Source organism: Paraburkholderia lycopersici (assembly GCF_900096975.1).
Taxonomy (GTDB): Bacteria; Pseudomonadota; Gammaproteobacteria; order Burkholderiales; family Burkholderiaceae; genus Paraburkholderia; species Paraburkholderia lycopersici.
This window is the reverse complement of sequence record NZ_FMYQ01000003.1, coordinates 135,852-161,828: the sequence shown is the minus strand read 5'-3', so window position 1 is coordinate 161,828 and position 25,977 is coordinate 135,852. Positions and strand designations below refer to the sequence as shown.

21 protein-coding genes and 8 tRNA genes are annotated in these 25,977 nt (G+C 64.6%); 21 read left to right on the top strand and 8 right to left on the bottom strand.

Going from position 1 to position 25,977, the window contains the following annotated elements; all coding sequences use genetic code 11:
- Positions 1-376: 376 nt before the first annotated feature.
- From BLU17_RS05225 to BLU17_RS05210, 4 genes are all read left to right on the top strand, one after another.
- The gene (locus tag BLU17_RS05225) at positions 377-1,627 is read left to right on the top strand and encodes an aspartate kinase (protein ID WP_091995457.1); all 1,251 of its coding nucleotides are present in this window, start codon (positions 377-379) and stop codon (positions 1,625-1,627) included.
- Between the two features lie 177 nt (positions 1,628-1,804).
- A tRNA-Ser gene (locus tag BLU17_RS05220) sits at positions 1,805-1,898 on the top strand.
- Between the two features lie 338 nt (positions 1,899-2,236).
- Positions 2,237-2,731 (top strand): hypothetical protein, encoded by a 495-nt coding sequence (locus BLU17_RS32205; protein WP_143189183.1) that lies wholly within the window; start codon positions 2,237-2,239, stop codon positions 2,729-2,731.
- A gap of 417 nt (positions 2,732-3,148) precedes the next feature.
- Positions 3,149-3,496 carry a hypothetical protein gene (locus BLU17_RS05210; RefSeq protein WP_091995452.1) on the top strand — a complete coding sequence of 116 codons (348 nt, stop codon included), beginning with the start codon at positions 3,149-3,151 and terminating at the stop codon, positions 3,494-3,496.
- A 120-nt stretch (positions 3,497-3,616) separates the two neighbouring features.
- On the opposite strand, the gene fabI is transcribed toward BLU17_RS05210, so the two are convergent.
- On the bottom strand, positions 3,617-4,405 hold the full coding sequence (fabI, locus tag BLU17_RS05205; RefSeq protein ID WP_091995450.1) for an enoyl-ACP reductase FabI: 789 nt from the start codon (positions 4,403-4,405) through the stop codon (positions 3,617-3,619).
- Positions 4,406-4,513: 108 nt separating this feature from the next.
- Between fabI and BLU17_RS05200 the strand changes: the two genes are divergently transcribed.
- The 5 genes from BLU17_RS05200 to BLU17_RS05180 all read left to right on the top strand — a co-directional run bounded on the left by BLU17_RS05200 (position 4,514) and on the right by BLU17_RS05180 (position 11,042).
- On the top strand, positions 4,514-6,421 hold the full coding sequence (locus BLU17_RS05200; protein ID WP_091995448.1) for an extracellular solute-binding protein: 1,908 nt from the start codon (positions 4,514-4,516) through the stop codon (positions 6,419-6,421).
- Between the two features lie 27 nt (positions 6,422-6,448).
- Positions 6,449-7,486 carry a microcin C ABC transporter permease YejB gene (locus BLU17_RS05195; protein WP_091995446.1) on the top strand — a complete coding sequence of 346 codons (1,038 nt, stop codon included), beginning with the start codon at positions 6,449-6,451 and terminating at the stop codon, positions 7,484-7,486.
- 1 nt (position 7,487) lies between these two features.
- Positions 7,488-8,594 carry an ABC transporter permease gene (locus BLU17_RS05190; protein ID WP_425434063.1) on the top strand — a complete coding sequence of 369 codons (1,107 nt, stop codon included), beginning with the start codon at positions 7,488-7,490 and terminating at the stop codon, positions 8,592-8,594.
- Positions 8,591-10,192 (top strand): ABC transporter ATP-binding protein, encoded by a 1,602-nt coding sequence (locus BLU17_RS05185; protein WP_245746728.1) that lies wholly within the window; start codon positions 8,591-8,593, stop codon positions 10,190-10,192. Before BLU17_RS05190 ends, BLU17_RS05185 begins: the two co-directional genes overlap by 4 nt.
- 160 nt (positions 10,193-10,352) lie before the next feature.
- On the top strand, positions 10,353-11,042 hold the full coding sequence (locus BLU17_RS05180; RefSeq protein ID WP_091995441.1) for a C40 family peptidase: 690 nt from the start codon (positions 10,353-10,355) through the stop codon (positions 11,040-11,042).
- A gap of 91 nt (positions 11,043-11,133) precedes the next feature.
- On the opposite strand, the gene BLU17_RS05175 is transcribed toward BLU17_RS05180, so the two are convergent.
- On the bottom strand, positions 11,134-12,078 hold the full coding sequence (locus BLU17_RS05175; protein ID WP_245746727.1) for a patatin-like phospholipase family protein: 945 nt from the start codon (positions 12,076-12,078) through the stop codon (positions 11,134-11,136).
- A gap of 470 nt (positions 12,079-12,548) precedes the next feature.
- Here BLU17_RS05175 and gltX point away from each other — a divergent pair, with 470 nt between their 5' ends.
- The 9 genes from gltX to BLU17_RS05130 all read left to right on the top strand — a co-directional run bounded on the left by gltX (position 12,549) and on the right by BLU17_RS05130 (position 15,784).
- Positions 12,549-13,970, top strand: coding sequence for a glutamate--tRNA ligase (gene gltX, locus BLU17_RS05170; RefSeq protein ID WP_091995439.1), 1,422 nt, complete (start codon positions 12,549-12,551; stop codon positions 13,968-13,970).
- A 222-nt stretch (positions 13,971-14,192) separates the two neighbouring features.
- Positions 14,193-14,268: transfer RNA gene (locus BLU17_RS05165), tRNA-Ala, on the top strand.
- A 54-nt stretch (positions 14,269-14,322) separates the two neighbouring features.
- Positions 14,323-14,398 (top strand) — tRNA-Glu (locus BLU17_RS05160).
- A gap of 75 nt (positions 14,399-14,473) precedes the next feature.
- Positions 14,474-14,550, top strand: a tRNA-Asp gene (locus BLU17_RS05155).
- Positions 14,551-14,611: 61 nt separating this feature from the next.
- Positions 14,612-14,687, top strand: a tRNA-Glu gene (locus tag BLU17_RS05150).
- A gap of 79 nt (positions 14,688-14,766) precedes the next feature.
- Positions 14,767-14,843 (top strand) — tRNA-Asp (locus BLU17_RS05145).
- Positions 14,844-14,913: 70 nt separating this feature from the next.
- A tRNA-Glu gene (locus tag BLU17_RS05140) sits at positions 14,914-14,989 on the top strand.
- 79 nt (positions 14,990-15,068) lie between these two features.
- Positions 15,069-15,145, top strand: a tRNA-Asp gene (locus BLU17_RS05135).
- Positions 15,146-15,319: 174 nt separating this feature from the next.
- Positions 15,320-15,784 (top strand): GNAT family N-acetyltransferase, encoded by a 465-nt coding sequence (locus BLU17_RS05130; RefSeq protein WP_091995437.1) that lies wholly within the window; start codon positions 15,320-15,322, stop codon positions 15,782-15,784.
- A gap of 18 nt (positions 15,785-15,802) precedes the next feature.
- Here the strand turns inward: BLU17_RS05130 and BLU17_RS05125 are convergent, their stop codons facing one another.
- Positions 15,803-16,669 carry an AraC family transcriptional regulator gene (locus tag BLU17_RS05125; protein WP_091995435.1) on the bottom strand — a complete coding sequence of 289 codons (867 nt, stop codon included), beginning with the start codon at positions 16,667-16,669 and terminating at the stop codon, positions 15,803-15,805.
- Between the two features lie 134 nt (positions 16,670-16,803).
- Here BLU17_RS05125 and BLU17_RS05120 point away from each other — a divergent pair, with 134 nt between their 5' ends.
- Positions 16,804-17,211 (top strand): gamma-glutamylcyclotransferase family protein, encoded by a 408-nt coding sequence (locus tag BLU17_RS05120; protein WP_091995433.1) that lies wholly within the window; start codon positions 16,804-16,806, stop codon positions 17,209-17,211.
- A gap of 90 nt (positions 17,212-17,301) precedes the next feature.
- Here BLU17_RS05120 and aceB read toward each other — a convergent pair whose 3' ends face one another.
- Together aceB and BLU17_RS05110 are read right to left on the bottom strand one after the other, a co-directional pair.
- Positions 17,302-18,900, bottom strand: a complete 1,599-nt coding sequence (gene aceB / locus BLU17_RS05115; protein WP_091995430.1) for a malate synthase A — start codon at positions 18,898-18,900, stop codon at positions 17,302-17,304.
- 66 nt (positions 18,901-18,966) lie between these two features.
- Positions 18,967-19,731 (bottom strand): haloacid dehalogenase type II, encoded by a 765-nt coding sequence (locus tag BLU17_RS05110; RefSeq protein ID WP_091995427.1) that lies wholly within the window; start codon positions 19,729-19,731, stop codon positions 18,967-18,969.
- 156 nt (positions 19,732-19,887) lie between these two features.
- On the opposite strand from BLU17_RS05110, the gene BLU17_RS05105 reads away from it, so the two are divergent.
- On the top strand, positions 19,888-20,790 hold the full coding sequence (locus tag BLU17_RS05105) for a LysR family transcriptional regulator (protein WP_091995424.1): 903 nt from the start codon (positions 19,888-19,890) through the stop codon (positions 20,788-20,790).
- A 165-nt stretch (positions 20,791-20,955) separates the two neighbouring features.
- The gene (locus BLU17_RS05100; RefSeq protein ID WP_091995421.1) at positions 20,956-21,390 is read left to right on the top strand and encodes a universal stress protein; all 435 of its coding nucleotides are present in this window, start codon (positions 20,956-20,958) and stop codon (positions 21,388-21,390) included.
- Between the two features lie 323 nt (positions 21,391-21,713).
- On the opposite strand, the gene aceA is transcribed toward BLU17_RS05100, so the two are convergent.
- From aceA to BLU17_RS05080, 3 genes are all read right to left on the bottom strand, one after another.
- Positions 21,714-23,021, bottom strand: a complete 1,308-nt coding sequence (gene aceA / locus BLU17_RS05095) for an isocitrate lyase (protein WP_091995419.1) — start codon at positions 23,019-23,021, stop codon at positions 21,714-21,716.
- 408 nt (positions 23,022-23,429) lie between these two features.
- Positions 23,430-25,130: a DEAD/DEAH box helicase gene (locus BLU17_RS05090; RefSeq protein WP_091995417.1), complete on the bottom strand. Its 1,701-nt coding sequence runs from the start codon at positions 25,128-25,130 to the stop codon at positions 23,430-23,432.
- 428 nt (positions 25,131-25,558) lie between these two features.
- Positions 25,559-25,828, bottom strand: a complete 270-nt coding sequence (locus BLU17_RS05080; protein WP_091995765.1) for an acyl-CoA-binding protein — start codon at positions 25,826-25,828, stop codon at positions 25,559-25,561.
- Positions 25,829-25,977: the final 149 nt, after the last annotated feature.

Here is a 25,977-nt window from a genome sequence, read left to right as displayed (position 1 = left end):
TAAGTCGTTTGTCCAGCCCGCTTTTTCGCGTTCACGGACGCCGTCAAAAACGGCTCATGCACGATGCCGCCAATAGCGGCGAGCAGCGGCGAACAGCGGCGCGTGCCATGAAGGCGCGATTTTTCCTTCGAGCGGTATCCGACGGTTGCAGGGACGTCGTAGCGGCATGCGGGCAGGGCGCGAGTGAGAGAGGTACGCGAGGTGCATGCGGGTGCATGCGCGCATCGCACGATGCCACCGCCTTCGCGCCCGCTGAGGGCAAAACCCGCGCGTGCTGCACGCGCTGCATGAGCAACCGTCGCCACGGCCGTGGGTTTCCATGGCGACGCGGTCTATCAGTGCGCCAGCGCGGTAACATCTCCAGTTCAGAACGACAATGGCACTCATCGTACACAAATACGGCGGCACCTCGATGGGCTCGGTCGAGCGCATCAAGAACGTCGCCAAGCGCGTCGCCAAATGGCACAAGGCCGGCCACAAGATGGTCGTCGTGCCTTCGGCGATGTCCGGCGAAACCAATCGTCTGCTCGGTCTTGCGAAAGAGATTTCGCCGCAGCCGAGCCCGCGCGAGCTCGACATGATTGCATCGACCGGTGAGCAGGTGAGCGTCGGCCTCTTGTCGATCGCCCTGCAGGAAGCCGGCGTCGACGCCATCAGCTACACCGGCTGGCAAGTGCCGGTCAAAACCGACAGCTCGTTCACCAAAGCGCGCATCAACGACATCGACGGCGAGCGCGTGCTGGCCGATCTCGACGCCGGCAAGGTGGTCGTCATCACCGGCTTCCAGGGCATCGACCCCGAAGGCCACATCACCACGCTCGGCCGCGGCGGCTCGGACACCTCGGCGGTTGCGGTCGCGGCCGCGCTGAAGGCCGACGAATGTCTCATCTACACGGACGTCGACGGCGTCTACACGACCGACCCGCGCGTGGTGGACGACGCGCGCCGTCTCGACCGCATTACGTTCGAAGAGATGCTGGAAATGGCCAGCCTCGGCTCGAAGGTGCTGCAGATCCGCTCGGTCGAATTCGCGGGCAAGTATCAGGTAAAGACGCGTGTGCTCTCGAGCCTGACCGACCCGATGATGAATCTCGACGAAGAAATGAACTCGGGCACCCTGATTACTTTTGAAGAAGACGAGACCATGGAAAAAGCAGTCATCTCGGGTATTGCGTTCCAGCGCGACGAGGCCCGCATCATCGTGATGGGCGTGCCCGACAAGCCGGGCATCGCGTACCAGATCCTCGGCCCGGTGGCGGACGCGAACATCGACGTCGACATGATCATCCAGAACCAGAGCGTGGCCGGCAAGACCGACTTCACGTTCACGGTGGGCCGCGGCGACTATCAGCGCGCAATGGATATCCTCACGAACCAGGTGAAGGGTCACGTGAATGCCGAGCAGGTGCTGGGCGACGCGAAGGTCTCGAAGGTTTCGGTGGTCGGCGTGGGCATGCGTTCGCACGTGGGCGTGGCGAGCAAGATGTTCCGCACGCTCTCGGAAGAGGGCATCAACATTCAGATGATCTCGACCTCGGAAATCAAGATCTCGGTGCTGATCGACGAGAAGTACATGGAGCTGGCTGTTCGCGCGCTCCACAAGGCGTTCGATCTCGAGCACGCGTAAGGCGCGTCGTATGACGCGGGTGTGACGTCGTTCGGTTCGATGCGCCGCGCGCGACGCTCGTTGTGCGCTTGCGGAAAAAACTTCGCTAAAAAGCGCCTTATGAATTGACCGGAACGTCCGGACCCGCTATTATCTTGGCTTCGTTGCGCTGCCTCCCTAGCGCGAACGAAGTTTTTGGGAGACGTGGCCGAGAGGTCGAAGGCACTCCCCTGCTAAGGGAGCATCTGGGCCAAAACCTGGATCGAGGGTTCGAATCCCTCCGTCTCCGCCATATGGCGGCGAAACCCCGCAAGTCTCGGCTTGCGGGGTTTTTGTTTTTTGGGCCCGCAATGCGCAGAAGTTCTCGTGCAAATAGCAAGGCACAGCGCACGCTGTCCGCATCGCTAGCGTGGTGTTCCTGATGTTCAGGACTACAGTATTTTTCTGTCAGAAAAGCCCTTCAGATTCCAGAGGCATGGCAGTTCCTCCGCGTGGCATGCGATTTCATGCTGCTACTGGTCGCAAAATCAGATTGACGACCGTCAATATTTTCGTTGATATGCCGTCAACACGAGTGTTGTTGTGAACCGCCATCAAGCGGTCCCGGGAACTTCTCGAGTGGAGGGTGCGATGAAAGCAAGGCATGACTGGAAGGCATCGGTACAAGGCGCGGTGACGGCTGCTGGCGCGGCAGCGGCGCTGTGTGCTTGTGGGGCGGCATGGGCCGATGGCGGGACGATTCGCTTTGTTGGTGCCATCGTCGAACCAACGTTCGACATCGCACCTGGGCGCGGCGCTTCGGTGGCACCCGCCACGATGGCGGGACGGCAAGATGACGACGCCGTCATGGGTGCCACGACCGTCGCCTATAGCAGCGAACCGGGCGTCGCGCCGAGCGCCGAAGTCTCGGTCCTCGCGGCAAACGACGCCCGTGTGCAAGATGCCTCCGCGCCCCGGCCGCACATGCGGGTGGGCTTCACGAACGGCGCCGGTCGACGCGTGGCGCCGGACGTGGCCGGTCACTACTTCATCGGCGCTTCGGGCGGTGTCCTCGCACTCACGCCGAGACCACCGACCGGCGCGGCGGAGGCCTCATACGCCACCGTGCTGATGAACTATCGTTGAGCCGGTTCGCCGTGCGTCGTTCTGTTCAAAGTCCATGTGCTGCGTCGGGTGGGAGAGCAGGGCGCACGGAAACTGGTTTGGGGTGCGAATGAATTGGCGCACAGCTAGCCGGTCCGGTCGACGGGAATTGCGACACGCCGCGTTTGCGTGCGCGGCGTCGGAGCCCGTTGATGCCAGCGCGCGTTGGCGCCAGCGATGATATCCTCCGCTGCGCTGTCGTTCGCGGTGCTGCATGCGCCGGCGCCAAAACCCGTCGGCGGCACGCACGGTGCGCGCTTTCGCGCTGGTGTAACGAGACGTAACGGCATCGAACGCGGGGCAGGTTTGTGCATCAGTTATTACAAGTTTGAAATACGCCGGACGAAGGCCCTGCGTTATATTGGCTTCAACAAAACATCAAACCCGAAAGGTGAGTCCATGAAGTTCCCACGTGTTGTTGCAATGCTGCTCGGGGGCGTGGCTATCGGCGTGTCGAGCGCTGCCATGGCCGGCGTAAGCGTCGGCGTCAATATCGGTATTCCGGCCCCGGTTTATGTCGCGCCGCAGCCGGTCTACGCCCCGCCGCCTCCGCCGGTCGTCTATCAGCCGGCGCCCGTTTATGCAGCGCCGCCTGCCATCGTGATCGGCTGGCACGGCGACCGCTACTGGGACGGCCGCCGCTACTGGGGTCGTGACGACTGGTATCGCCATCACGGCGGCTACGGCGGTCCGGGCCGTGGCCACTACGACCGCGATCACGGCGGTCCTCCGGGACACTGGCACTAAGCCACGAGGCACATTGCACGCGTGACGCGTTGCGCGCCAAGCCAAAGAAAAAGCCGCCCATCGGGCGGCTTTTTGCTGTCGTTGCGCGCGCAACGAAGCGCGCGCAGCGCGAAGGCCAGCTTAATCGAGACCGGCCATGCCGCCAACCACGGCATTGAAGCCTGCATCGACGTGCATGATCTCGGCCGTCACGCCGCCTGCCAGGTCGGAGAGCAGAAATGCGGCGGTGTTGCCGACCTGCTCGATGGTCACGTTACGGTGCAGCGGCGCGTTTTGCTCGACGAAGTCGAGAATCTTGCCGAAGCTCTTGATGCCGCTTGCCGCAAGCGTTTTGATCGGGCCCGCCGAAATGCCGTTCACGCGCACGCCCTTCTCGCCGAGCGAGACCGCGAGATAACGCACGCTCGCTTCGAGCGAGGCCTTCGCGAGGCCCATCGTGTTGTAGTTCGGGATCGCGCGTTCTGCCCCGAGATAGGTGAGCGTGAGCAGCGACGCGTTGTCGGCGAGCATCGACTGCGCGGCCTTTGCGAGCGCCGGGAAGCTGTATGCCGAGATGTCGTGGGCGATGCGAAAATTTTCGCGCGTCATGCCTTCGAGGAAGTCGCCCGCGATCGCTTCGCGCGGCGCGAAGCCGATCGAGTGGACGAGGCCGTCGAGCGTGCCCCAGTGCTGCTTGAGGTCGACGAAGAGCGCTTCGATTTGCGCATCGTCGGCGACGTCGCAGGGGAACACGAGATCGCTGCCGAATTCGGTGGCGAACTCGGTGATGCGATCCTTGAAGCGTTCGCCGACGTACGTGAACGCCAGTTCCGCGCCTTCGCGCTTGCACGCCTGCGCGATGCCATACGCGATCGAACGGTTCGACAGCAGGCCGGTCAACAGAATGCGTTTGCCAGCGAGGAAGCCCATGAATTCTCCTAAATCAGGTCTGTGCGTCGGGCGCCTGTGGGGCGGCGCCGCGTGGTTTGGGTAGAATTCTCTCACAACTGACAAGGCACCCCGGACAAATACCGATCTATGACGACTGGAACGCGAGGCGGGACCGCGCGCGGCGCGCGCGAGGTGAGGGTTCCCGCGGGGCGGCGCCGGCTTGCCTCGTGGCTGGCGGCGGGTGTGGCGCTCGCGTCCGGGCTCGTGACGATGCCTTGCGCCCATGCGGTCTATGCCATCGCGCAATATGGCGAACCCAGATATCCGCAGGGCTTCGCGCATTTCGACTATGTGAATCCGGCCGCGCCCAAGGGCGGCACGCTCGTGCTCGCCAATCCGGACCGCCTCACGAGCTTCGACAAGTTCAACCCGTTCACGCTGCGTGGCAACGCGGCGCCGGGGCTCGGCATGCTGTTCGAGAGCCTGACGACGGGGAGCCTCGACGAAGTGGCCTCGGCCTACGGCCTGCTCGCCGACGACATCCGCGTCGCGCTCGACGCACACTCGGTCACGTTCCACATCAATCCGCATGCCCGCTTCTCGAACGGCGATCCGGTGACGGCCGAAGACGTGAAGTTCTCGCTCGACACCCTCAAGAGCCGCCAGGCAGCGCCTTCGATGCAGGCGTATTTCAGCGAGATCACGCGCGCGGTCGTCGTCGATGCGGCGACGATCCGCTTCGAGTTCCGCAGCAACAATCGCGAATTGCCGCTCATAGCGGGCGGCATGCCGGTGTTCTCGCACAAGTGGGGCCTGCGCCCGGACGGCAGCCGCGTCGCGTTCGACCAGCTTGCGTTCGAGCAGCCGGTCGGCAGCGGGCCGTACGTGATCGACCGTTACTCGAACGGCCGCACGATCACCTACAGGCTCGACGAGAACTACTGGGGCAAAGCCTTGCCCGTACGCGTGGGCACCGACAATTTCGAGCGCATCACATACAAGCTCTATTCGGACGACGTCGCGCGTCTCGAAGCGTTCAAGGCGGGCGAATACGACGCGCTCGTCGAATACGTCGCGCGCAACTGGGTGCGGCGCGATGTCGGCAAGCGCTTCGAGACCGGCGAACTCATCAAGCGCGAATTTCCGCAGCACAACGGCACCGGCATGCAGGGCTTCGTCATGAACCTGCGCAAGCCCGTGTTCGAGGACGTGCGCGTGCGTCGTGCGCTCGACCTCGCGCTCGATTTCCAGTGGCTCAACCGCATGCTGTTCTATAGCCAGTACCGTCGCATCGACAGCTGGTTCGCGAACACGCAGTTGCAGGCGAAAGGCCTGCCGTCGCGAGGCGAGCTTGCGTTGCTCGAGCCGTGGCGCAAGTCGCTCGACCCGGCCGTGTTCGGGGCGCCGCCGGTGCAGCCCGATACGAACCCGCCCGGATCGCTTCGTGCGAACCTGCTCGAGGCGCGCTCGCTTCTCGCCGACGCTGGCTGGACCTATCGCGACGGGGCGTTGCGTAACGCGAAGGGCGAGCCGTTCACGTTCGAGGTGCTCGACGACACGAGCGCGTCCGCGCAGTGGGCGCCGATCATGGCGCAGTACACGCAGGCGCTGGCGCGGCTTGGCATTCGCGTGAACTATCGCTCGGTCGATTTTGCGCTGTACCAGAAGCGGCTCGACGCCTTCGACTTCGACATGACGACCATCAAGTTTCCCGATGTCCAGGTGCCCGGCGCGGAGCAGGTCGACCGGTTCGGCAGCAAGGCGGCCGACGAGCCGGGCTCCGGCAATCTGCTCGGCCTGAAGTCCCCGGCCGTCGATGCGATCCTCAAGGCGCTCACCGAGGCGCAGACGCTCGAGCAACTGCTCGACGCCACGCACGCGCTCGACCGGGTGCTGATGCACGGCTACTATGTGGTGCCGCAGTGGTACAGCGCGACGCACCGTGTGGCGTACAGGAACACCCTCGCGTATCCGGCGAAATTGCCGCTGTACTATGGCGCGAACGACTGGATCATCTCGACCTGGTGGTTCAAGCCACAAGCTGCGGGTCATTGACAACGGACACGACGGAAGCAACGAATCATGTGGAGCTACATCGTCAAACGCCTGCTGCTGATGATCCCGACGCTGCTCGGCGTGCTCACGCTGACGTTTGGCGTGATCCAGTTCGTGCCGGGCGGCCCCGTCGAGCAAGCGGTGCGCGAGTTGCGGCGCGGCGCGGAGCAGGGCATGCCGTTCGGCATGCGCGCGCATTCGGGCGTGGATGCACAGCAGATCGCGCAGCTCAAGCAGTTCTACGGCTTCGACAAGCCGCCGCTGCAACGCTATTTCCTGATGCTTGGGCGTTTCGCGCGCTTCGATCTCGGGCAAAGCTATTTTCATCACCAGAGCGTCTGGTCGCTCATCGTCTCGAAGCTGCCGGTCTCGATCAGCATCGGGCTCTGGACTTTCTTTCTCACCTACCTGATATCGGTGCCGTTGGGCATCGCCAAGGCGGTGCGCAACGGCTCGCGCTTCGATCTCGTGACGAGCCTCGTCGTGCTCGTCGGCTATGCGATTCCGGGCTTCGTGCTGGGCGTGCTGCTGCTCGTGCTGTTCGGCGGCGGCTCGTTCCTGCAGCTCTTTCCGCTGCGCAATCTCACGTCCGACAACTGGGACACGCTCTCGCTCGGCGGCAAGATCCTCGACTATCTGTGGCACATCACGCTGCCCGTGACGGCTTCGGTGGTGGGCAGCTTCGCCGTCACGACGATGCTTACGAAGAACGCCTTTCTCGAAGAGATTCGCCGTCAGTATGTGCTGACCGCGCGCGCCAAGGGGCTTTCGGAGCGCACGGTGCTCTGGAAACACGTGTTTCGCAACGCCTTGCTGCCGCTCGTGGTCGGGTTTCCGGCGGCGTTCATCGGTGCCTTCTTCACGGGCAGCCTGCTGATCGAAACGCTTTTCTCGCTCGACGGCCTCGGCCTGCTTTCGTACGAGTCCGTCGTGCGGCGCGACTATCCGGTCGTGCTGGGGACGCTATATCTCTTCACGCTGATCGGGCTGCTGACCAAGCTGATCTCCGATCTGTGCTACGTGTGGGTCGATCCCCGCATCCAATTCGAACAACTGGAGCGCTGAGTTGAACCGAGTCCGCGCCGGCGCCGAGCCCGAATTGCGCACAGAGAGCGTGCGCGCCTTCAAGTCGCCCACGCCCGCCCGCCGCGTATGGCTGCGCTTCAGGCAGCAGCGCCTTGGCTACTGGAGCCTGATCGTTTTTCTCGTCGCGTTCGCCGCGAGTCTTGCGGGACCGCTCTGGTGCAACGACAAGCCGCTTGTCGTGCGCTACGAGGGGCACCTGTATTTCCCGCTGTTCAAGGATTATCCGGAGACGGCCTTCGGCGGCGATTTCCCTACGCCCGCCGACTATCTCGATCCGTACATCCGCCACCGCTTCGACGCACCCGGCAATTTCGCGCTCTATCCGCCGAACCCGTACTACTACGACACGCTGAACTACTTCGCGAAGGTGCCGAACCCCGCGCCGCCTTCGCGCCAGAACTGGCTCGGCACCGACGAAAGCGGCCGCGACCTGTTCGCGCGATTGCTCTACGGCTTTCGCGTATCCGTCGAGTTCGCGCTCGTGCTGACCGTGATCGGTACGCTGCTTGGCGTGCTGGCGGGCGCGGTGCAGGGGTACTTCGGCGGCAAGGTCGATATTTTCGGGCAGCGCCTCATCGAAATATGGAGCTCGTTGCCCGAGCTTTATCTGCTTATCATCTTCGCGGCGATCTTCGAGCCGGGCTTCGTGCTGCTGATCGCGCTGCTCTCGCTATTCGGCTGGATCGGCCTCTCCGACTACGTGCGCGCCGAATTCCTGCGCAACCGCAATCAGGACTACGTGCTCGCCGCGCGTGCGATGGGTCTCTCGAACTGGCAGATCATCTGGCGTCACGTGCTGCCCAACAGCCTCACGCCCGTCATCACGTTCCTGCCGTTTCGCATGAGCGGCGCGATCCTCGCGCTCACGAGCCTCGACTTTCTCGGCCTGGGCGTTCCGCCGCCCACGCCCAGCCTCGGCGAACTGCTCGCCCAGGGCAAGCGCAATCTCGACGCATGGTGGATCGCGCTCTCGACCTTCGGCGTGCTCGTGGCGACGCTGCTGCTCCTCACGTTCATCGGCGACGCGCTGCGCAACGCGCTCGACACGCGCATCTCCGACGCCATGAAGGCTGGAGGCAACCAGTGAGCGCCGCGCCGCTGCTCTCGATCGAGCACCTGAGCGTGCGTTTTGGCGAGACGCTCGCCGTCGACGACGTCACGCTCGCGATCGGCCGCGGCGAGCGCGTGGCGCTCGTCGGCGAGTCGGGTTCGGGCAAGACCGTCACCGCGCTCGCGGTGCTGCGCCTGTTGCAGGACGCGCAGATCGCGGGGACGATCCGCCTCGACGGCGACGATCTGCTCGCGAAAAGCGAGCGCGCGATGCGCGGCCTGCGCGGCAGCGACATCGCGATGATCTTCCAGGAGCCGATGACGGCGCTCAATCCGCTCTACACGATCGGCGAGCAGATCGCGGAGACGATCGTGCTGCACGACGGCGTTTCGAAGAAGGAAGCGTACGAGCGCGCCGTCGGGCTGCTCGAGCGCACAGGCATTGCCGAGGCGCGGCGGCGCGTGTCGAGCTATCCGCATCAGCTCTCGGGCGGCCAGCGCCAGCGCGTGATGATCGCGATGGCGCTCGCGTGCCGTCCGCGCCTCTTGCTCGCCGACGAGCCGACCACGGCGCTCGACGTCACGATACGCGGCCAGATCGTCGACCTGCTGCTCGAACTGCAGCGCGAGGAGGCGGCGCGGCGTGGCATGTCGGTGCTGCTCATCACGCACGACCTGAATCTCGTGCGCCGTTTCGCGCAGCGCGTGGCCGTGATGGAAAAGGGCCGGCTCGTGGAGTCGGGCGGCGTCGAGCAGATTTTCGGGGCGCCGCAGCATGCGTACACGCAGCGGCTCATCGCGAGCCGGCCGGAGCGCCGCGTGCTGCCCGTGCTGCCGATCGCACCGGTGCTGCTGCAGGCGAAGGACGTAATCGTCGACTTCGCAACGAAGCTGCCGGGTTTTCGCGGCTGGTGGCGCACGGGGCGCTATCGCGCCGTGAACGACGCGAACATCGCGGTGCGCCAGGGCGAGACGCTCGGCATCGTTGGCGAGTCGGGATCGGGCAAGACGACGCTCGCGATGGCGATGCTGGGGTTGCAGCGCACGGCGGCCGGCGTCGTCGAGTTCCAGGGCCGCCCGATCGGAAGCTATCAGGGGCGCGAAAAGCTTTCGTTGCGCTCGCATCTGCAGGTCGTCTTTCAGGACCCGTTCAGTTCGCTTTCGCCGCGGCAGACCGTCGAGCGCATCGTTGGGGAGGGGCTCGCGCTGCATCGGCCAGATCTTTCCGCCGACGAGCGGCGCAAACGCATTGTCGGCGTATTGCGCGAAGTGGGCCTCGACCGCACGGCTTTGCAACGATATCCGCACGAGTTCTCCGGTGGCCAGCGCCAGCGTATCGCCATCGCGCGTACGCTGGTGGTGGAGCCACGGGTGATCGTGCTCGACGAACCGACGAGCGCCCTCGATGTCTCGATCCAGCAACAAGTGTTGCGATTACTGACCGACCTGCAACGCAAGTACAACCTGGGCTATGTGTTCATCAGCCACGATCTCGCGGTGATCGGCGCGATGGCGCATCGGGTTGCGGTGATGCAGAACGGCGCGATCGTCGAGGCTGGGGAAGTCTCGAGTATCTTCGACAGGCCGACCCATCCTTACACGCAAAAATTGTTGAAAGCCGCGTTTGATCACTAGCCTTTGGCGGAACTTGAGAGCCGATTTCGGTGAAATTCACCAATGAGGTGAATCTCGCGATTGAATTTTTCTATTTGTTTTGACACACAAATACTTACTGGCTAGTATCGTCCAAACTTTTCTACTAACTCCCTGATTTACGGGCAATTTCTACCGACCCATGCAGCACCGATACCTGACCCAGGCTTGCACGCGCGTCGTCGCCGGGATGTTCATCGGCGTACTTATGGCTGCAGCTCCCGGCGCGTTCGCCGACGAAGTAAGCAGTTTTAGCCAAAATGCCTCATTTTCGCCGAACAACGCGGCGAATTCGCAATCCATCCCCGCATTCCAGAGTGCCGGCCAGGCGAGCGCTTCGGCTCCGTCCGAAGGCGGCGCCAAGGCGTTCCTTTCCGGCATGGCCGGCAAGGCCGGCGACGTCGTTGTAGGCGCGCTCAACATGATTGGCGTGCGCTACCGCTGGGGCGGCAACACGCCGGACTCGGGCCTCGATTGCAGCGGCTTCGTGCGCTACGTGTTCCAGGACACGCTCGGCATGTCGCTGCCGCGCCGCGCGGAGGAAATGAGCCGCGTGGGCGAGAAAGTCAGCATGAGCAACCTGAAGCCGGGCGACCTCGTGTTCTTCAACACGATGCGCCGCACGTTCTCGCACGTCGGCATTTATATCGGCGACAACAAGTTCGTGCATTCGCCGTCCACGGGCAGCACGATTCGCGTCGACGATCTCGACGACGGCTACTGGGAAAAGCGTTTCACCGGCGCACGCCGTATCGAGACCTCGTTCACGCCTGACCAGCAGCAAAGCCTCAAGCGCGTGAGCGCGCAGTTCAGCGGCAGCAGCGGCAACTGATCGTGGTTCTGCCGCGTTAAAAAGCCTGCTTCATACGAAGCAGGCTTTTCGCGTTTGAGCGGCCGCCGACGGCGAGCGGTCGGCCCGGCGCTCAAACCGTCAGGCGCGCCGCGGCCAGCTTGCGTTCGAGTTCCGGCATGATGCGCGCCGCGGCTTCCTCGCCGGCGAGAATTGCCGCGTTGCGCTGTGTGAAGTCGCTGCTCGACATTGCGTTGAGGTTCGGGCGGATCACGACGTCGGCGTACTTGTCGAGTTCATAGGTCTTGATCGTCTGCCCCATGATCGTGAAGGTCTGCATCAGCACGTCGAACTGGCTCAGCGTCGAGGCCGTTTCCGGACGCGCCGAGATGTCCACGGCGATCACGAAGTCGGCGCCCATCCTGCGCGCGAACGAGGCCGGCACGGGACTCACGAGGCCGCCGTCCACGTATTCGTGACCCGCGATCTTCACCGGCTCGAAGATCGACGGGATGCTGCACGACGCGCGCACGGCAGTTCCCGTGTTGCCGCGCTGGAACAGGATCGGCTGGCCTGTGCGCAGGTCGGTGGCGACAATGCCGAGCGGCTTTGCCATCTTTTCGATGGGGCGCTCGCGCAGTGTCGTGTTCAGGTAGTTCTGGAGTGCTACGCCTTGCAACAGGCCGCGCGTGCGAAACGGCATGGCCCAGTCGCTAATCGAGGCTTCGTCCATCGTCAGTGCGAGCTTGTTGATCGCGAAACCGTTCATGCCGGAGGCGTACAACGCCGCAACGACCGATCCCGCGCTCGTGCCGACCACGAAGTCGATCTGGACGTTGCGGGCCTCGAGCGCCTTGATCACGCCGATGTGCGCGAAGCCGCGCGCCGCGCCGCCGCCGAGCGCGAGCCCCACGCGGATCGGGCGCGCTGGCCTCGCAACGGGCGGTGCCGGCGCGGTGGCGGCGGGCGGCGGGGTGCTGGCGGTCTGCGTGCCCGCTGTCGTGCAGGCGGCAAGGACGGTGGAGGCGGCCGCAAGCGAAAAGTGGCGGCGGCTCAGAGAGGGCGATGACTGCTTCAAAAAGGTTCTCCATGCGGCCCGCGTCGGTGTGCGGCCAAGGAACGACGCGGTGCCCCGGTCTGCTCGCGCGGGCGGCGTTCGCGCACGCGACGCCGCATGCTCGTGACGGCGCGCCGACATCATAAGGCAAAGCGCGGCGGGTTTCGCGCGTGCGCATGTAACGCGATGTGTCGGTCGACGTTTTCATCCAGGGCGGCGCGCCGTTGCGGTTCGGCCACCTGGCAGAAAGCGGCAACATGGCGCACGCCGCAGCCCGCGCCGCACGTCGTTCCGGGCCGAAGCGAAGGGCGGCGGGTATAATCCGGTCTCGAATTTTCCCGGATTTCCGTTCGTGCGCGCGAAGGTGCTCGCCCCGGCGCGCCCGCGCTTCCGGCGCGAGCCGAATGCGCCGCGAACCTTAGCCGTCCGCCGCCGTTGCCGCGATTGTCGCCAGCGCCGCGCCGGATGGCGTCGTCTTCGAGTAATCGCCCATGACCACCTCTGTCGTCCGTACCCGCTTCGCGCCGAGCCCGACCGGCTTCATCCACCTCGGCAACATCCGTTCCGCGCTCTATCCCTGGGCATTCGCGCGCCACAACAAGGGCGTGTTCGTGCTGCGGATCGAGGATACCGACCTCGAGCGTTCGACGTCGGAATCCGTCGATGCGATTCTCGAAGGCATGGAATGGCTCGGGCTGAATTTCGACGAAGGCCCGTTCTACCAGATGCAGCGCATGGACCGCTATCGCGAAGTGCTCAAGCAGATGCAGGAGCAGGGCCTCGTCTACCCGTGCTACATGTCCACCGAAGAGCTCGACGCGCTGCGCGAGCGCCAGCGCGCCGCCGGCGAGAAGCCGCGCTACGACGGCACGTGGCGCCCGGAGCCGGGCAAGGTGCTGCCCGCGCCGCCGGAAGGCGTGCAGCCGGTACTGCGTTTTCGCAACCCGCTCACGGGCGTGGTGGCGTGGGACGACGCCGTGAAGGGCCGCGTCGAGATCTCGAACGAAGAGCTCGACGACCTCGTGATCGCCCGCCCGGACGGCACGCCGACCTACAACTTCTGCGTGGTCGTGGACGACCTCGACATGAAGATCACGCACGTGATTCGCGGCGACGACCACGTGAACAACACGCCGCGCCAGATCAACATCCTGCGCGCGCTCGGCGCCGAGCCGCCGGTGTATGCGCACTTGCCGACCGTGCTCAACGAGCAGGGCGAGAAAATGAGCAAGCGCCACGGCGCGATGAGCGTGATGGGGTATCGCGACGCGGGCTATCTGCCGGAGGCGGTGCTCAACTACCTGGCGCGCCTGGGCTGGTCGCACGGCGACGCCGAGGTGTTCACGCGCGAGCAGTTCGTCGAATGGTTCGATCTCGAGCACCTCGGCAAGTCGCCGGCGCAGTACGACCACAACAAGCTCAACTGGCTCAACAACCACTACCTGAAGGAAGTGGACAACGCACGTCTCGCGGCGCTTTCGAAGCCGTTCTTCGCGGCGCTGGGCGTCGATGAGGCCGCGCTCGCGAATGGGCCGTCGCTCGAAGGCGTGGTCGCGCTCTTCAAGGATCGCGCGAACACGATCAAGGAGATTGCGGAGAGCGCGATGATGTTCTATCGCGAGCCGCAGCCGGAAGCCGAAGCGCTCGCGCAGCACTTGACGGACGCAGTGCGTCCGGCGCTCGTCGATCTCGCCGCCGCGCTCAAGAGCGCGGAGTGGACGAAGGAGGGTGTCTCGTCCGCGCTCAAGGCGACGCTCGGCGCGCACAAGCTCAAGATGCCGCAGCTCGCGATGCCGGCCCGCCTGCTCGTGGCGGGCACGACGCATACGCCGTCGGTCGACGCCGTGCTCGTGTTGTTCGGCCGCGATGCGGTGGTGAGCCGGATCGAGAAGGGCGTTTCGGCTGCGACCTAATTTTTTCGAAGAATTTTCGCCCGGGCCCTAGCGTCCGGGCGGCAGTTCTTGTAGTATTCGGGCTCCGTTGAATACGGAGCGCGAGATGCAGTGAATCTCACGCAAAGAGCCGCAGAATCGGGCAATGATGTTTCAAGGAAACATAGAAGCGCTACAAAAAACGATTCAAAAGCTCTTGACGAAAGCGAAATTGATGTTTAAAATCTCGCTTCTGTTCTGCAAGGGGGTATAGCTCAGCTGGGAGAGCGCTTGCATGGCATGCAAGAGGTCAGCGGTTCGATCCCGCTTACCTCCACCAACAGAGCACGCGGTAAGCAGTAAGTGTAGCGAAGACATAGTCTGAAAAGATCATGTCCCCTTCGTCTAGAGGCCTAGGACATCACCCTTTCACGGTGAGTACAGGGGTTCGAATCCCCTAGGGGACGCCAGACATGAGCGTCGTCGGCGAGATCGGCGGCGCAGCGGGTGGAAATCAATCGACGTCCATCCGGGTATGTCGAAATGGAGCGGTAGTTCAGTTGGTTAGAATACCGGCCTGTCACGCCGGGGGTCGCGGGTTCGAGTCCCGTCCGCTCCGCCAGATCGAGCCCGTTCAGAATTAGTGAGCGGGCTTTTTAGTTCAAAAGGCGTAAGCCTGTGTTGTCCCCTTCGTCTAGAGGCCTAGGACATCACCCTTTCACGGTGAGTACAGGGGTTCGAATCCCCTAGGGGACGCCAAGTCAAAACGCGGCGCCACAAGCAGTACGGCGACGCCGCCAGCGGGAATCAACCGACGCCCGCCGGTGAGCAGCAAGCTGGAGCGGTAGTTCAGTCGGTTAGAATACCGGCCTGTCACGCCGGGGGTCGCGGGTTCGAGTCCCGTCCGCTCCGCCAGATTCAAAGCCCGTTCGGCAGTAGCGAGCGCGCCGAAGTTAAAATGCAGTTCAAGGCGCAAGCCTGTGTTGTCCCCTTCGTCTAGAGGCCTAGGACATCACCCTTTCACGGTGAGTACAGGGGTTCGAATCCCCTAGGGGACGCCAAGTCAAAACGCGGCGCCACAAGCAGTACGGCGACGCCGCCAGCGGGAATCAACCGACGCCCGCCGGTGAGCAGCAAACTGGAGCGGTAGTTCAGTCGGTTAGAATACCGGCCTGTCACGCCGGGGGTCGCGGGTTCGAGTCCCGTCCGCTCCGCCAGAACAAAGCCCGTTGGACGCGTCCAACGGGCTTTTTCTTTTTCCGCAGATGTTTCCCGACTTCTCTCCAGTCTTCTCTGTGCGTTATTTCGCTGCGTCGTACGGACAATCTGCGATTGCCGGCGGCTACGCGTTATCGTAGCGTTGTCGAAACTTCGTTTCCCCGCTTGCCGACATGTTCGCACCGAACGACATCCCGTCGCCGTTTCAACTGCGCCGCGCCACCATAGACGACTTCGAATTCGCCGAAACGCTCACGCGCAACAACATGGGCGGCTACTATCTGCGGCATCACCTCGTCTGGCGCGGCGACCTCTTTCTGGCGAGCTATCGCGAGTCGGAGAACTTCATCCTCGAACTCGACGGCCGCGCGATCGGCGTGCTGCGCGTGACGCAGGAGGGCGATTCGCTGCACATTCGCGACGTGCAGATCGCCGAGGGGTATCGCGGCAATGGCGCCGGGACGTTCCTGCTCGACATCTCGCATCGGTGGGCTCGCGAGCGCGGCCTGCGCGAACTGCAGTTGCGCGTGTTCGTCGATAACCCGGCGGCGCGTCTTTATCTGCGCATGGGCTACCGGGTGGCGGGACCGCGGCTTGCGCGTCTCGGCTCGATCCGGCATATGACGCGGCTAGTTTGAACGGATGGGGAACCTGGCTCAGTGCGCGTCGTCGCGCGCGGCGGCCACGGAATCTTCGGGCTCGTGTTCGTCGCGATCGCCCGTGCCGCGCGCGATGAAGGCGCGCGGGCTCTCGCCAAAGGCGCGGCGAAACATCGCCGAAAACGCGCTCTGGCTCTGGTAGCCGAGCGCCTGGGCCACGGCCGCCATAGGCCGCCCTTGATTGAGCAATGGAATCGCGCGCGCGAGAATGGCCTGCTGGCGCCACTGCGAAAAGCTCACGCCCAGTTCCTGGCGAAAGAGCCGCGCGATCGTGCGCGTGCTCGCGCCCACGTGTGCGGCCCAATATTCGAGCGAGCCGGGACTGGCGGGGTCGTCGATCAGCGCCTCGCACAGTGCGCGCAGACGTTTTTCCTCGGGCATCGGTACGGCGAGCGGCAGCGGCGCCGAGCGCGTGATTTCGTCGAGCGCCAGCGCGCCGAGCAGACGCTCGCGCGCAGCGGGAATGCCGCGCTCGTCGAGTGCGGCAATCGTCTCACGCAGGAGGCCGGAGACTTCGACCACGCGGCAGGCGTCGAGGCCGGGCGGAATCACCGATTCGTCTACGTAAAGCGTGCGCAGGAACGCGTCCTCGACGATCGCCACCTCGTGCGTCACGTGCGGCGGCACCCAGATCGCGCGCGAGGGCGGCACCATCCACGTCGTGCCGGGCGTCGTCATGCGCAGCACGCCGCGCGAGGAGTAGGCGAGCTGCGCCCAAGCGTGCGTGTGCCGCGCGATGCAAACGCCGGCCGGCATGGGCCGCGAACGCACGCGGACAGGATGCGTGGGCGTTGGTGCGAACTCGGGCGGAATATCGATGAGCTCGGCGGGGGGCGGCGGATCGTGGGGCGGATTTTCAGACATGACGGGCAGGGCGGCACAGGTGAAGGCATTGTAGACGCCTCGAGTGTGGCGCTGCGCGCGTGTGGCCGTGCATAATGCCGACGATTCGACAGCGTGCTCGTGTCGGGCGAGCCGGTTTGAAGGAGAAGGAAGCGATGAAATACGTGTTCGTCTACGGCACCCTGCGCGCGGGCGAGATCAACGACATCAACCTCGCGGCGGATCGCCACGCGATTGCGCGGCCACGCCACCTTGGCCTTACGAAACTTGCCGGGCGGCTTTTCGACTTCGGGACGTATCCGGGGATGGTGGCGCAAGCCGCTGATGGGCAGTCGACGGTGACCGGCGACGTCTACGAAATCGACGATGCGCTCCTGCCCGTGCTGGACGAAATCGAGCAGGTCTATCCGGGCGTGGATGGTCTCTTCGTCTCCGGGCAGGTGAACGTCGAAGTGCAGGGCGAGCGCGTCGCCTGCCTCTACTATCCGGTCGCGCCCGCAGCGGCCGCCGGTCGCCCCGAGATCGAAGGCGGCGACTGGGTTGCGCACCGGCGCGCGCGCTGAACGCCTGCGACTCCAGCAGAACACGAAGGCCCGGCGGATTCGCATCCGCCGGGCCTTGTTCATCGGCTGGCCGTCAGGCGTACTGACCGATCAGATTTCTTCGTAAAGCGGCAGCGTCAGGAACTCGACGAAGTTTTCCGCCGTCGACATCTGCTCGAAGATCTGCGCGGCGCGCTCGTACGGCTTCGTGTCGCCACCGACCACGGCCTTGACCTTGTCGAGCTCCTGCGGGATCAGTTCGCGCACGAGTTCGGCCGTGACCTTGCGGCCGTCTTCGAGCTTGCCCTTGGGCGTGCGGATCCACTGCCACACCTGCGAGCGTGAGATTTCCGCGGTCGCCGCGTCTTCCATCAGGTTGTGGATCGGCACGCAGCCATTGCCCGCGAGCCACGAGCCCAGATAGTGGATGCCCACGTTGATGTTGTTGCGCAGGCCCGTTTCGGTGATCGGCGCTTCCGGACGGAAGTCGAGCAGGTCCTTGCTCGCAACGTTCACGTCGGCGCGCTGCTTCGCGATCTGGTTCGGCTTGTCGCCGAGCACCTTCACGAACTCTTCCATCGCGATCGGCACGAGGCCAGGATGCGCGACCCAGCCGCCGTCGTAGCCGTCGGTCGCGTCGCGTGCCTTGTCCGAGCGCACGCCGGCCATGGCCTTGTCGTTGGCTGCGGCGTCGTTCTTGATCGGAATGAGCGCGCTCATGCCGCCGATGGCCGGCGCGTTGCGGCGGTGGCAGGTCTTCAGCAGTTCGAGCGCGTAGGCGCGCATGAACGGCACGTTCATCGTGATCTGCGAGCGGTCCGCGAGGCAGAAGTCCTTGTCATTCTTGAACTTCTTGATCGCCGAGAAGATGTAGTCCCAGCGGCCCGCGTTGAGGCCCGAGCTGTGCTCGCGCAATTCATAGAGGATTTCGTCCATCTCGAAGGCGGCGAGAATCGTCTCGACGAGCACCGTCGCGCGGATCGTGCCGCGCGGGATGCCGATCGCTTCCTGCGCGGCGACGAAGACGTCGTTCCACAGGCGCGCTTCGAGGTGACTTTCCATTTTCGGCAGATAGAAGTACGGACCGCTGCCGCGCGCAATCAGCTCCTTCGCGTTGTGAAAGAGATAGAGCGCGAAATCGAAGATGCCGCCCGACACGCGCTGGCCGTCCACCGTCACGTGCTTTTCGTCGAGGTGCCAGCCGCGCGGACGCACGATCAGCGTGGCGACCTTGTCGTTGAGCTTGTAGCTCTTGCCGTTCTGCTCGAGCGAAATCGTGCGGCGCACGGCGTCCTTGAGGTTGATCTGGCCGGTGATCTGGTTGTCCCAGTTCGGCGAGTTCGAGTCCTCGAAGTCCGTCATGTACGAGTCCGCGCCCGAGTTCAGCGCGTTGATGATCATCTTGCGCTCGACCGGGCCCGTGATTTCCACGCGGCGGCATTCGAGGTCCTTTGGCAGCGCCGCGATCTTCCAGTCGCTTTCGCGGATCGATTTCGTCTCGGCAAGAAAGTCAGGGCGCTCGCCGGCGTCGAGCCGCTTCGTGCGCTCGACGCGCGCCTTCAGCAGTTCCTGGCGGCGCGGTTCGAAGGCGCGGTGCAGCTTTGCGACGAGTTCGAGCGCTTCGGGCGTGAGGATCGTTTCGAAGCCGGGCTGAATCGTTGCATCAGCCGTGATCTGCATGCCTTGCGGCAGTTGCAATGTGTTCGCCATTTGCTTGCTCCTTGGTCGGTCAGATTGTGAATGCGAGGGTGTTATGGCTGCGTCGAGCGTGGGCCGTCACGCGCCCGGGCCGGGGCGAGGGCGGCTTTGTTTCTCGGACGCAGCGGTTTCGATGAAGGCGGCGAGTTCGGCCATGCCGCCGCCGGTGCCGTGCGGCGCGATGCCGAGCTCTTCGGCGGGCAGCCGCTGGCGGTTGATCCAGAACGTGGTGTAGCCGAACCAGCCGGCGCCAGCGGCGTCCCAGCCGTTCGACGACACGAACACCATGTCTCGCGGCGCGGCGTCGAACGCGGCTGTGCCGAGCGAATAGGCGGCGGCGGCCGGCTTGTAGGCGCGCACGGCATCGACGGACAGCACGTGATCGAAAAGGCCGCCCATGCCCGCGCTCTTCACCGCGATGTCGAGCATCTGCGGGTTGCCGTTCGAGAGTATCGCGAGGCCGATGCGCGTGCCGTCTTCGCGTGGTTCGCGCAGCCGGCGCAGCACAGGCAGGACATCGGGAAAGGCCGAGAGGCAGGCGTACTCGTCCATGAGGCGCTTTTCGCCCGCGCCCGTGAGGGGCAGGCCAAGACGGCGCGCGGCATAGCGCAGCGCGTCGAGCGTGATGTCCCAGAACGGGCGATAGCGCGCGCCGGACAAGTCCGAAAGCGTGCGCAATTGCGTGTATTCGATCTGTTTCAGACGCCAGAGCTGGGAAAGCGATTCGCCGTGGCCGGGGAACATCTGCTCCGCGGCCGCGACGACCGAGTGCACGTCGAAGAGCGTGCCATACGCGTCGAAGATCACTGCCTTGGGCAATCGTGGTGTCGTTGTGGCCGACATAGCCTTGCACTCCGTCTTCAGAGGTCGAGGTCGATTGTATTCATGAGTCGTATTGCTGAAAAAGGCGGGATTGATCACTTGATCTTTTACTTTTACCCACCTAATCTGTCGATCAACCTCACCTTTCCCGTCATTTGCTCCCCGCATTGCCCGCCGATGGACCGTTTCAAGCAGATCGAAACCTTCGCCACCGTGGCCGCCAAAGGCAGCCTTTCCGCCGCCGCGCAGGTCGAGGGAGTCGCGCCCGCCATCATTGGCCGGCGTATCGACGCGCTCGAGGAGCGGCTCGGCGTGAAACTGCTCGTGCGCACCACGCGGCGCATCACGCTCACGTTCGAGGGCTCGGCGTTCCTGGAAGATTGCCAGCGCATCATCCACGACATGCAGAACGCCGAAGCGAGCGTTTCGGCCGGCGGCGTGAAGGCGAGCGGGCACTTGCGCGTTTCCGCGCCCGCGGGCTTCGGGAGGCGGCACGTCGCGCCGCTCGTGCCCGATTTCACGGTCGCGCATCCGGACGTGAGCATCACGCTCGATCTCTCGGACCGGCTTGTCGATCTCGTGAACGAAGGCTTCGATTGCGCGGTGCGTCTCGGCGAATTGCCCGATTCGTCCCTCGTGTCGCTCAAGCTCGGCGAAACCCGGCGCGTGTGCGTGGCCGCGCCCGCGTATCTGTCGCGCCGCGGCGCGCCCGAAACGCTCGCCGATCTCGCGCGCCACAACTGCCTCGCCTTCGGCTCGAGCTCGAACCAGCAGCGCGGCTGGGCGTTCCAGCAGGACGGCAAGGTAGTGTCGATCCGCGTGGCGGGCACGATGGAGTGCTCGGACGGCGCGGTGCTGCACGAATGGTGTCTCGCGGGGCACGGTCTCGCGTGGCGCTCGTGGTGGGAAGTCGGCGAGGACATCGCGGCGGGCCGGCTCGTGGCCGTGCTCGACGCGTTCGCGGCGCCGCCCATCGGCATTCACGCCGTGTTTCCGCAGCGCCGCCATTTGCCGCTGCGTGTGCGTCTCTTTCTCGACTATCTCAAGCATACCTACGGTCAGCCCGGTTACTGGGAATAGGGGCTGCAATGCGCGTTTCCGATATCCGGAGTGACCCGGACGCATGGCTTGCACCGATTTTTCGCGCACTACAATCGACCTGAGGCCCTTGCGCAAGCCAGTGCAAGACGCTGCCTGACTTGCTCCGCGAATTGCCCCTGACAGCGATGGACCACGGAGGGCACCATGTTCAAGCACATTCTCGTTCCGACCGACGGCTCCGAGTTGTCCCGGAAGGCGATCGACGGTGCGATCGACCTCGCTCGCACGGTCGGCGCGCGCGTCACGGCCTATGCGTGCCTGCCTCAATATCCGTACTCGCCCTACGCCGACGTGATCATCGAGCCGCCAAGCGCCTTCCAGACGCGCAGTGAGCGCGAGGCGCGCACGCATCTGCAGGAAATCGAGGCGGCGGCGCGCAGCGCGGGCGTGAACTGCGAAAGCCGCACGAGCGTGCATCCATCGCCGTATCTCGGCATCATCGAAGCCGCCGAATCCGTCGGCTGCGACGTCATCTTCATGGCCTCGCACGGGCGGCGCGGGCTCGGCAGCCTGCTGATCGGCAGCGAGACGCAACGGGTGCTCACCCATACGAAGATTCCAGTGATCGTGTATCGCTAGTCAGGTGTGCGGGGGCCGGTCGCGGGCGCTTTCCCGGATACGCGAGGAAGCACATGGCCATGCACGCCCGGTGCGTTGGCTGGGCGTGCCGCGCGCCGGATTCTGTCCAGCGCGCGCGGCCTGTGTCTCCTTGCCGCGCCTCCCTGATTGCCGCTGCCGATCCCTGCCGCTCACGCCTTGCCGCGTTCGCCCAGGAATCTCCGGCGGCGTACGCCCCAGCCGCGCCGGTCGGCCGCCGACGCGCCCCGCCAAGGTTACGCGCGCCGGCTGCCTCTCCGTGCACGACGGGAGCGTAATGCTCGCCGCCGTTGCTGCTGGTGGTCTTACGCCACCTTCTTGTCGAAGAACTGCTCATCTTCCGTCGAACCGCGCAGGGCGGTCGTCGAGGCTTCGCGCTCGACCGTCTGCGTCACGGCGTCGAAGTAGCCCGTGCCGACCTCGCGCTGGTGCTTGACTGCGGTGAAGCCCTTCTCGGCGGCGGCGAACTCGGCCTGCTGGAGTTCGACGAACGCGCTCATGTTCTGGCGCGCATAGCCATGCGCGAGGTTGAACATCGAGTAGTTCAGCGCGTGGAAGCCCGCGAGCGTGATGAACTGGAACTTGTAGCCCATCGCGCCGAGTTCGCGCTGGAACCGCGCGATCGTCGCGTCGTCGAGGTTCTTCTTCCAGTTGAACGACGGCGAGCAGTTGTACGAAAGCAGCTTGCCGGGAAACTGCTTGTGGATCGCCTCGGCGAACTTCTTCGCGAACTCGAGATCGGGCTTGCCCGTTTCGCACCAGATCATGTCGGCGTACGGCGCGTAGGCGAGGCCGCGCGAGATCGACTGTTCGAGTCCGTTGCGCGTGCGGAAGAAGCCTTCCACGGTACGCTCCCCGGTGAGGAACGGCTTGTCGTTGTCGTCGATGTCGGAGGTGACGAGGTCGGCGGCTTCGGCGTCGGTGCGGGCGAGCAGCACGGTCGGCACGCCGCAGACGTCGGCGGCGAGGCGCGCGGCCGTGAGCTTGGCGATCGCTTCGCGCGTCGGCACGAGCACCTTGCCGCCCATGTGGCCGCACTTCTTTACCGACGCGAGCTGGTCTTCGAAGTGCACGCCCGCGGCGCCGGCCTCGATCATCGCCTTCATCAGTTCGAACGCGTTCAGCACGCCGCCGAAGCCCGCTTCGGCGTCGGCCACGATCGGCTGGAAGTAGTCGACGTAGCCTTCGTCGCCGGGGTTTTTGCCTTCGGACCACTGGATCTGGTCGGCGCGCGCGAGCGTGTTGTTGATGCGCTTGACGACCTGCGGCACCGAGTTGGCCGGGTAGAGCGACTGGTCGGGATACATTTCGCCGGCGAGGTTGGCGTCGCCCGCGACCTGCCAGCCCGAGAGATAGATCGCCTTGAGGCCGGCCTTGACCTGCTGCATGGCCTGGTTGCCCGTGAGCGCGCCCAGCGCGTTGATGAACGGCCCGGTGTTCACGCCCTTCCAGAGCTTTTCGGCGCCGTGCTTCGCGAGCGTGTGCTCGGGCTGGACCGAACCGCGCAGGCGCACGACGTCTTCAGCCGTGTAGTTGCGCTTGATACCCTTCCAGCGCGGATCCGCTTCCCATTGCTGCTGGAGTTGCTGGGCTTGCTGTTGACGAGTCGACATGATGTGCTCCTTCGCTTGCCTGGTAAGTGGATCGCTGACAGGGAACCGCTGCAACTCACGGAACGCGAGCGCCGGGTCTGGATCCGGGCGTTTCGTTTCGCGAACTCTTATATAAGAGTCTAGGCAAATCGACGGGTCGGCAACAGGAGGGTAGTGCGCTTTTTTTATGTTTTATATTTCAATAAAATCAATAAGTTAATTCAGTTATTTTATGATGCAAAACGCAATTTTTTATCTTGCAACGAGGCTCTTTGTGCCACGCAGCACAATTTTTTACGAAGCAAAAAAAATTTTTATATCGTGAAATTCGCGTGAGCATAAAAAAAGACCGGTGACGAAGCACCGGTCATGAGTCTTTCACTGCGGCGGCGGGGCGGCTCGAAGGCCGCGGGCGCCGCTGTTTATTCTTTAGCTATCGCGACGGGCACCACGCGGGCCGTCGGTACGACGCGCGCCGTAACCGCCGTCGCGCGAACGGCCATAACCTTCGCGTTGCTGGCCATAGCCGCCGCGGCCGCCTTCGCCGCGCGAGCCGCCGCCCAAGCCGCCTTCACGCGAACCGTAGCCGCCTTCGCGGGCGCCATAGCCGCCACGCGAGCCTTCGGGCTTGTTACCCCAGCTATTGCCGCCGCCGTTGCCACCGTTGCCGCCGCGCGCGCCGTAGCCACCCGGCTTGCCGTTGCCGCTGCCGAAGCGACGGCCACCGCCATTACCGCCCGGACGGCCGCGACCGCCAAAGCCACGGTTGGCCGGCGGCGCCTTGCGCGGTTCGAAGCCTTCCACGACGTTCACGGGCAGCGGCGAGCGCACGAAGCGCTCGATGCGCTTGAGCGCGCCTTGTTCGGCGTGATGCACGAGGCTCACCGCCACACCCGAGCGGCCCGCGCGGCCGGTACGGCCGATTCGGTGCACGTAGTCTTCGGCGAACTTCGGCAGGTCGTAGTTGAAGACGTGCGTGATGCCGGGAATGTCGATGCCGCGCGCCGCGACGTCGGTCGCGACGAGCACGCGCACGCGTCGCTCGCGCAGCGCGCGGATCGTGCGGTTGCGCGCGCCTTGCGGCAGGTCGCCGTGCAGCGCGGCGGTTTCGAAGCCCGCGTCGGCGAGCTTGCCGGCCAGCTGGTCGGCGTCCATCTTCGTGGCCGTGAACACGACAGCCTGGTCGAGGCTCGCGTCGCGCAGCAGGTGGTCGAGCAGGCGATCCTTGTGGTCGCGGTCGTCGACGTAGTGCACGGTCTGCGCGATGTTCGAGTTCGCTTCGACCTTGCGCACGATCTCGATACGCTCGGGGTCTTTCAGCAGACGGCCCGTGATCGACGCGATCTTGCCGTCGAGCGTGGCCGAGAACAGCATCGTCTGACGCGACTCGGGCGTGGCGGCGACGATCGTGTCGATGTCGTCGATGAAGCCCATGTCGAGCATGCGGTCGGCTTCGTCGAGCACGAGCATCTTCAGCTCGGACAGGTCGATGCGGCCGCGCTCGAGGTGGTCGAGCAGACGGCCCGGCGTCGCGACGAGAATCTCGGGGTTCTTGGCGAGCAGCATGAGCTGCTGGCCGTAGGCCACGCCGCCGAGGATGCTGACGGTGCGCAGACGGCGCAGATGCTTGCCGTACGTCGAAGCGGCCGTGGTCACCTGCATGGCGAGTTCGCGCGTCGGCGTGAGGACGAGAAGGCCGGGGCGCGCCACCGGTTGCGGACGGCGCTGGCGGCGATCGCCTTGCTGGCCTTGGGCGCCGCCGGGGGTGCCGTTCGGGCGAGGTTCGCGCGGCTGGGCAGCCTGGGTCTTCTGGAGTTGCGCGAAGCGCTCGATGGCGGGCAGCATGAATGCTGCGGTCTTGCCCGAACCGGTCGGGCTCGAGACCAGCAGGTCGCGGCCGGCGATGGCGGCCGGGATCGCGCGTTCCTGCACGGGGGTAGGCGCCTTGTAGCCCGCCGCGATCAACGCGGAGACGATCTCCGGCGACAGACCGAGCGACGCGAACGTCGGGCCTTCGAGGGTCTCGGCGGCCTGCGCGGGGGCTTCAGTGGAAGCGCTGGCGGCGGCGGAGAGGCCGAGGGCCTGATCGGCGATTGCGTCGAGGGGGCTTTGGGTATTGCTCGAAGTCATGAAAATCCTTGTTACACAGGAAATAGAACGTCGGCGCCAATCGGCATACCCAAGTCGTCGGATTGTGCGAACAAATCGAAAAACGGGGGCAATCCGCACACCTCGGCGGATTTTCGTTAGAAGCTGTTTTGGGTGCGACTGAGCCGGGATTGGCCAGCCGCCAGCCTGATACATGACGGCCCGAAAACAGGGCCACGGCAGGAGGGGACAGGTTCTAAACTGGATTGGAGCTTAACGCTACGAGGCGTTGTACTGATCGAACGGGCGACCGGAGCACAACGCAGCGTGCATTGTATCTCGTTTTGTTGCGGCGCGCCAGCGTGACGCGCAGCGAATGCACCGAGAGCGGCGGCGTGACGCAATATGCCGGACGGCTTCCTGCGTCACGCTTGGGGTTTGCGGCGAGGCCGAATCGCCGTGGCTCAGGCTCAGGTGGCGGCGCCGTTCTTGAGCGACTCGACCAGCGCGACGTACTGCTGCTTCGCCGTTTCCTGCGCCGTGCCTTGCAGCGCGGCCCACGCCTCGTACTTGTACTTGCCGACGATGTCGGTGAAGCCTGGCTTGTCGCCGTGCACGTCGCCTTCGGTGGCCTGCTTGAAAAGCGCATAGAGGCGCAGCAGCGTGAGGTTGCCGGGGCGCTCCGGAAGTTGCTGCACGTCTTGCTGGGCTTGGGCGAACTGCGCGTTCACGTCGCTCATCGTTGTTTCCTCCGCATGTTGGTTCGGGTCAGCGCGCCGATGGTAGCAGCGCAATCCGCCGAAAAGCTGGAGCGATTCCTCCACTCGCGCCGGGAACGCACGGACGAGAACGCCGCGCCGGATGGCGAGAGGCGGAGGCCCGCGCGCGG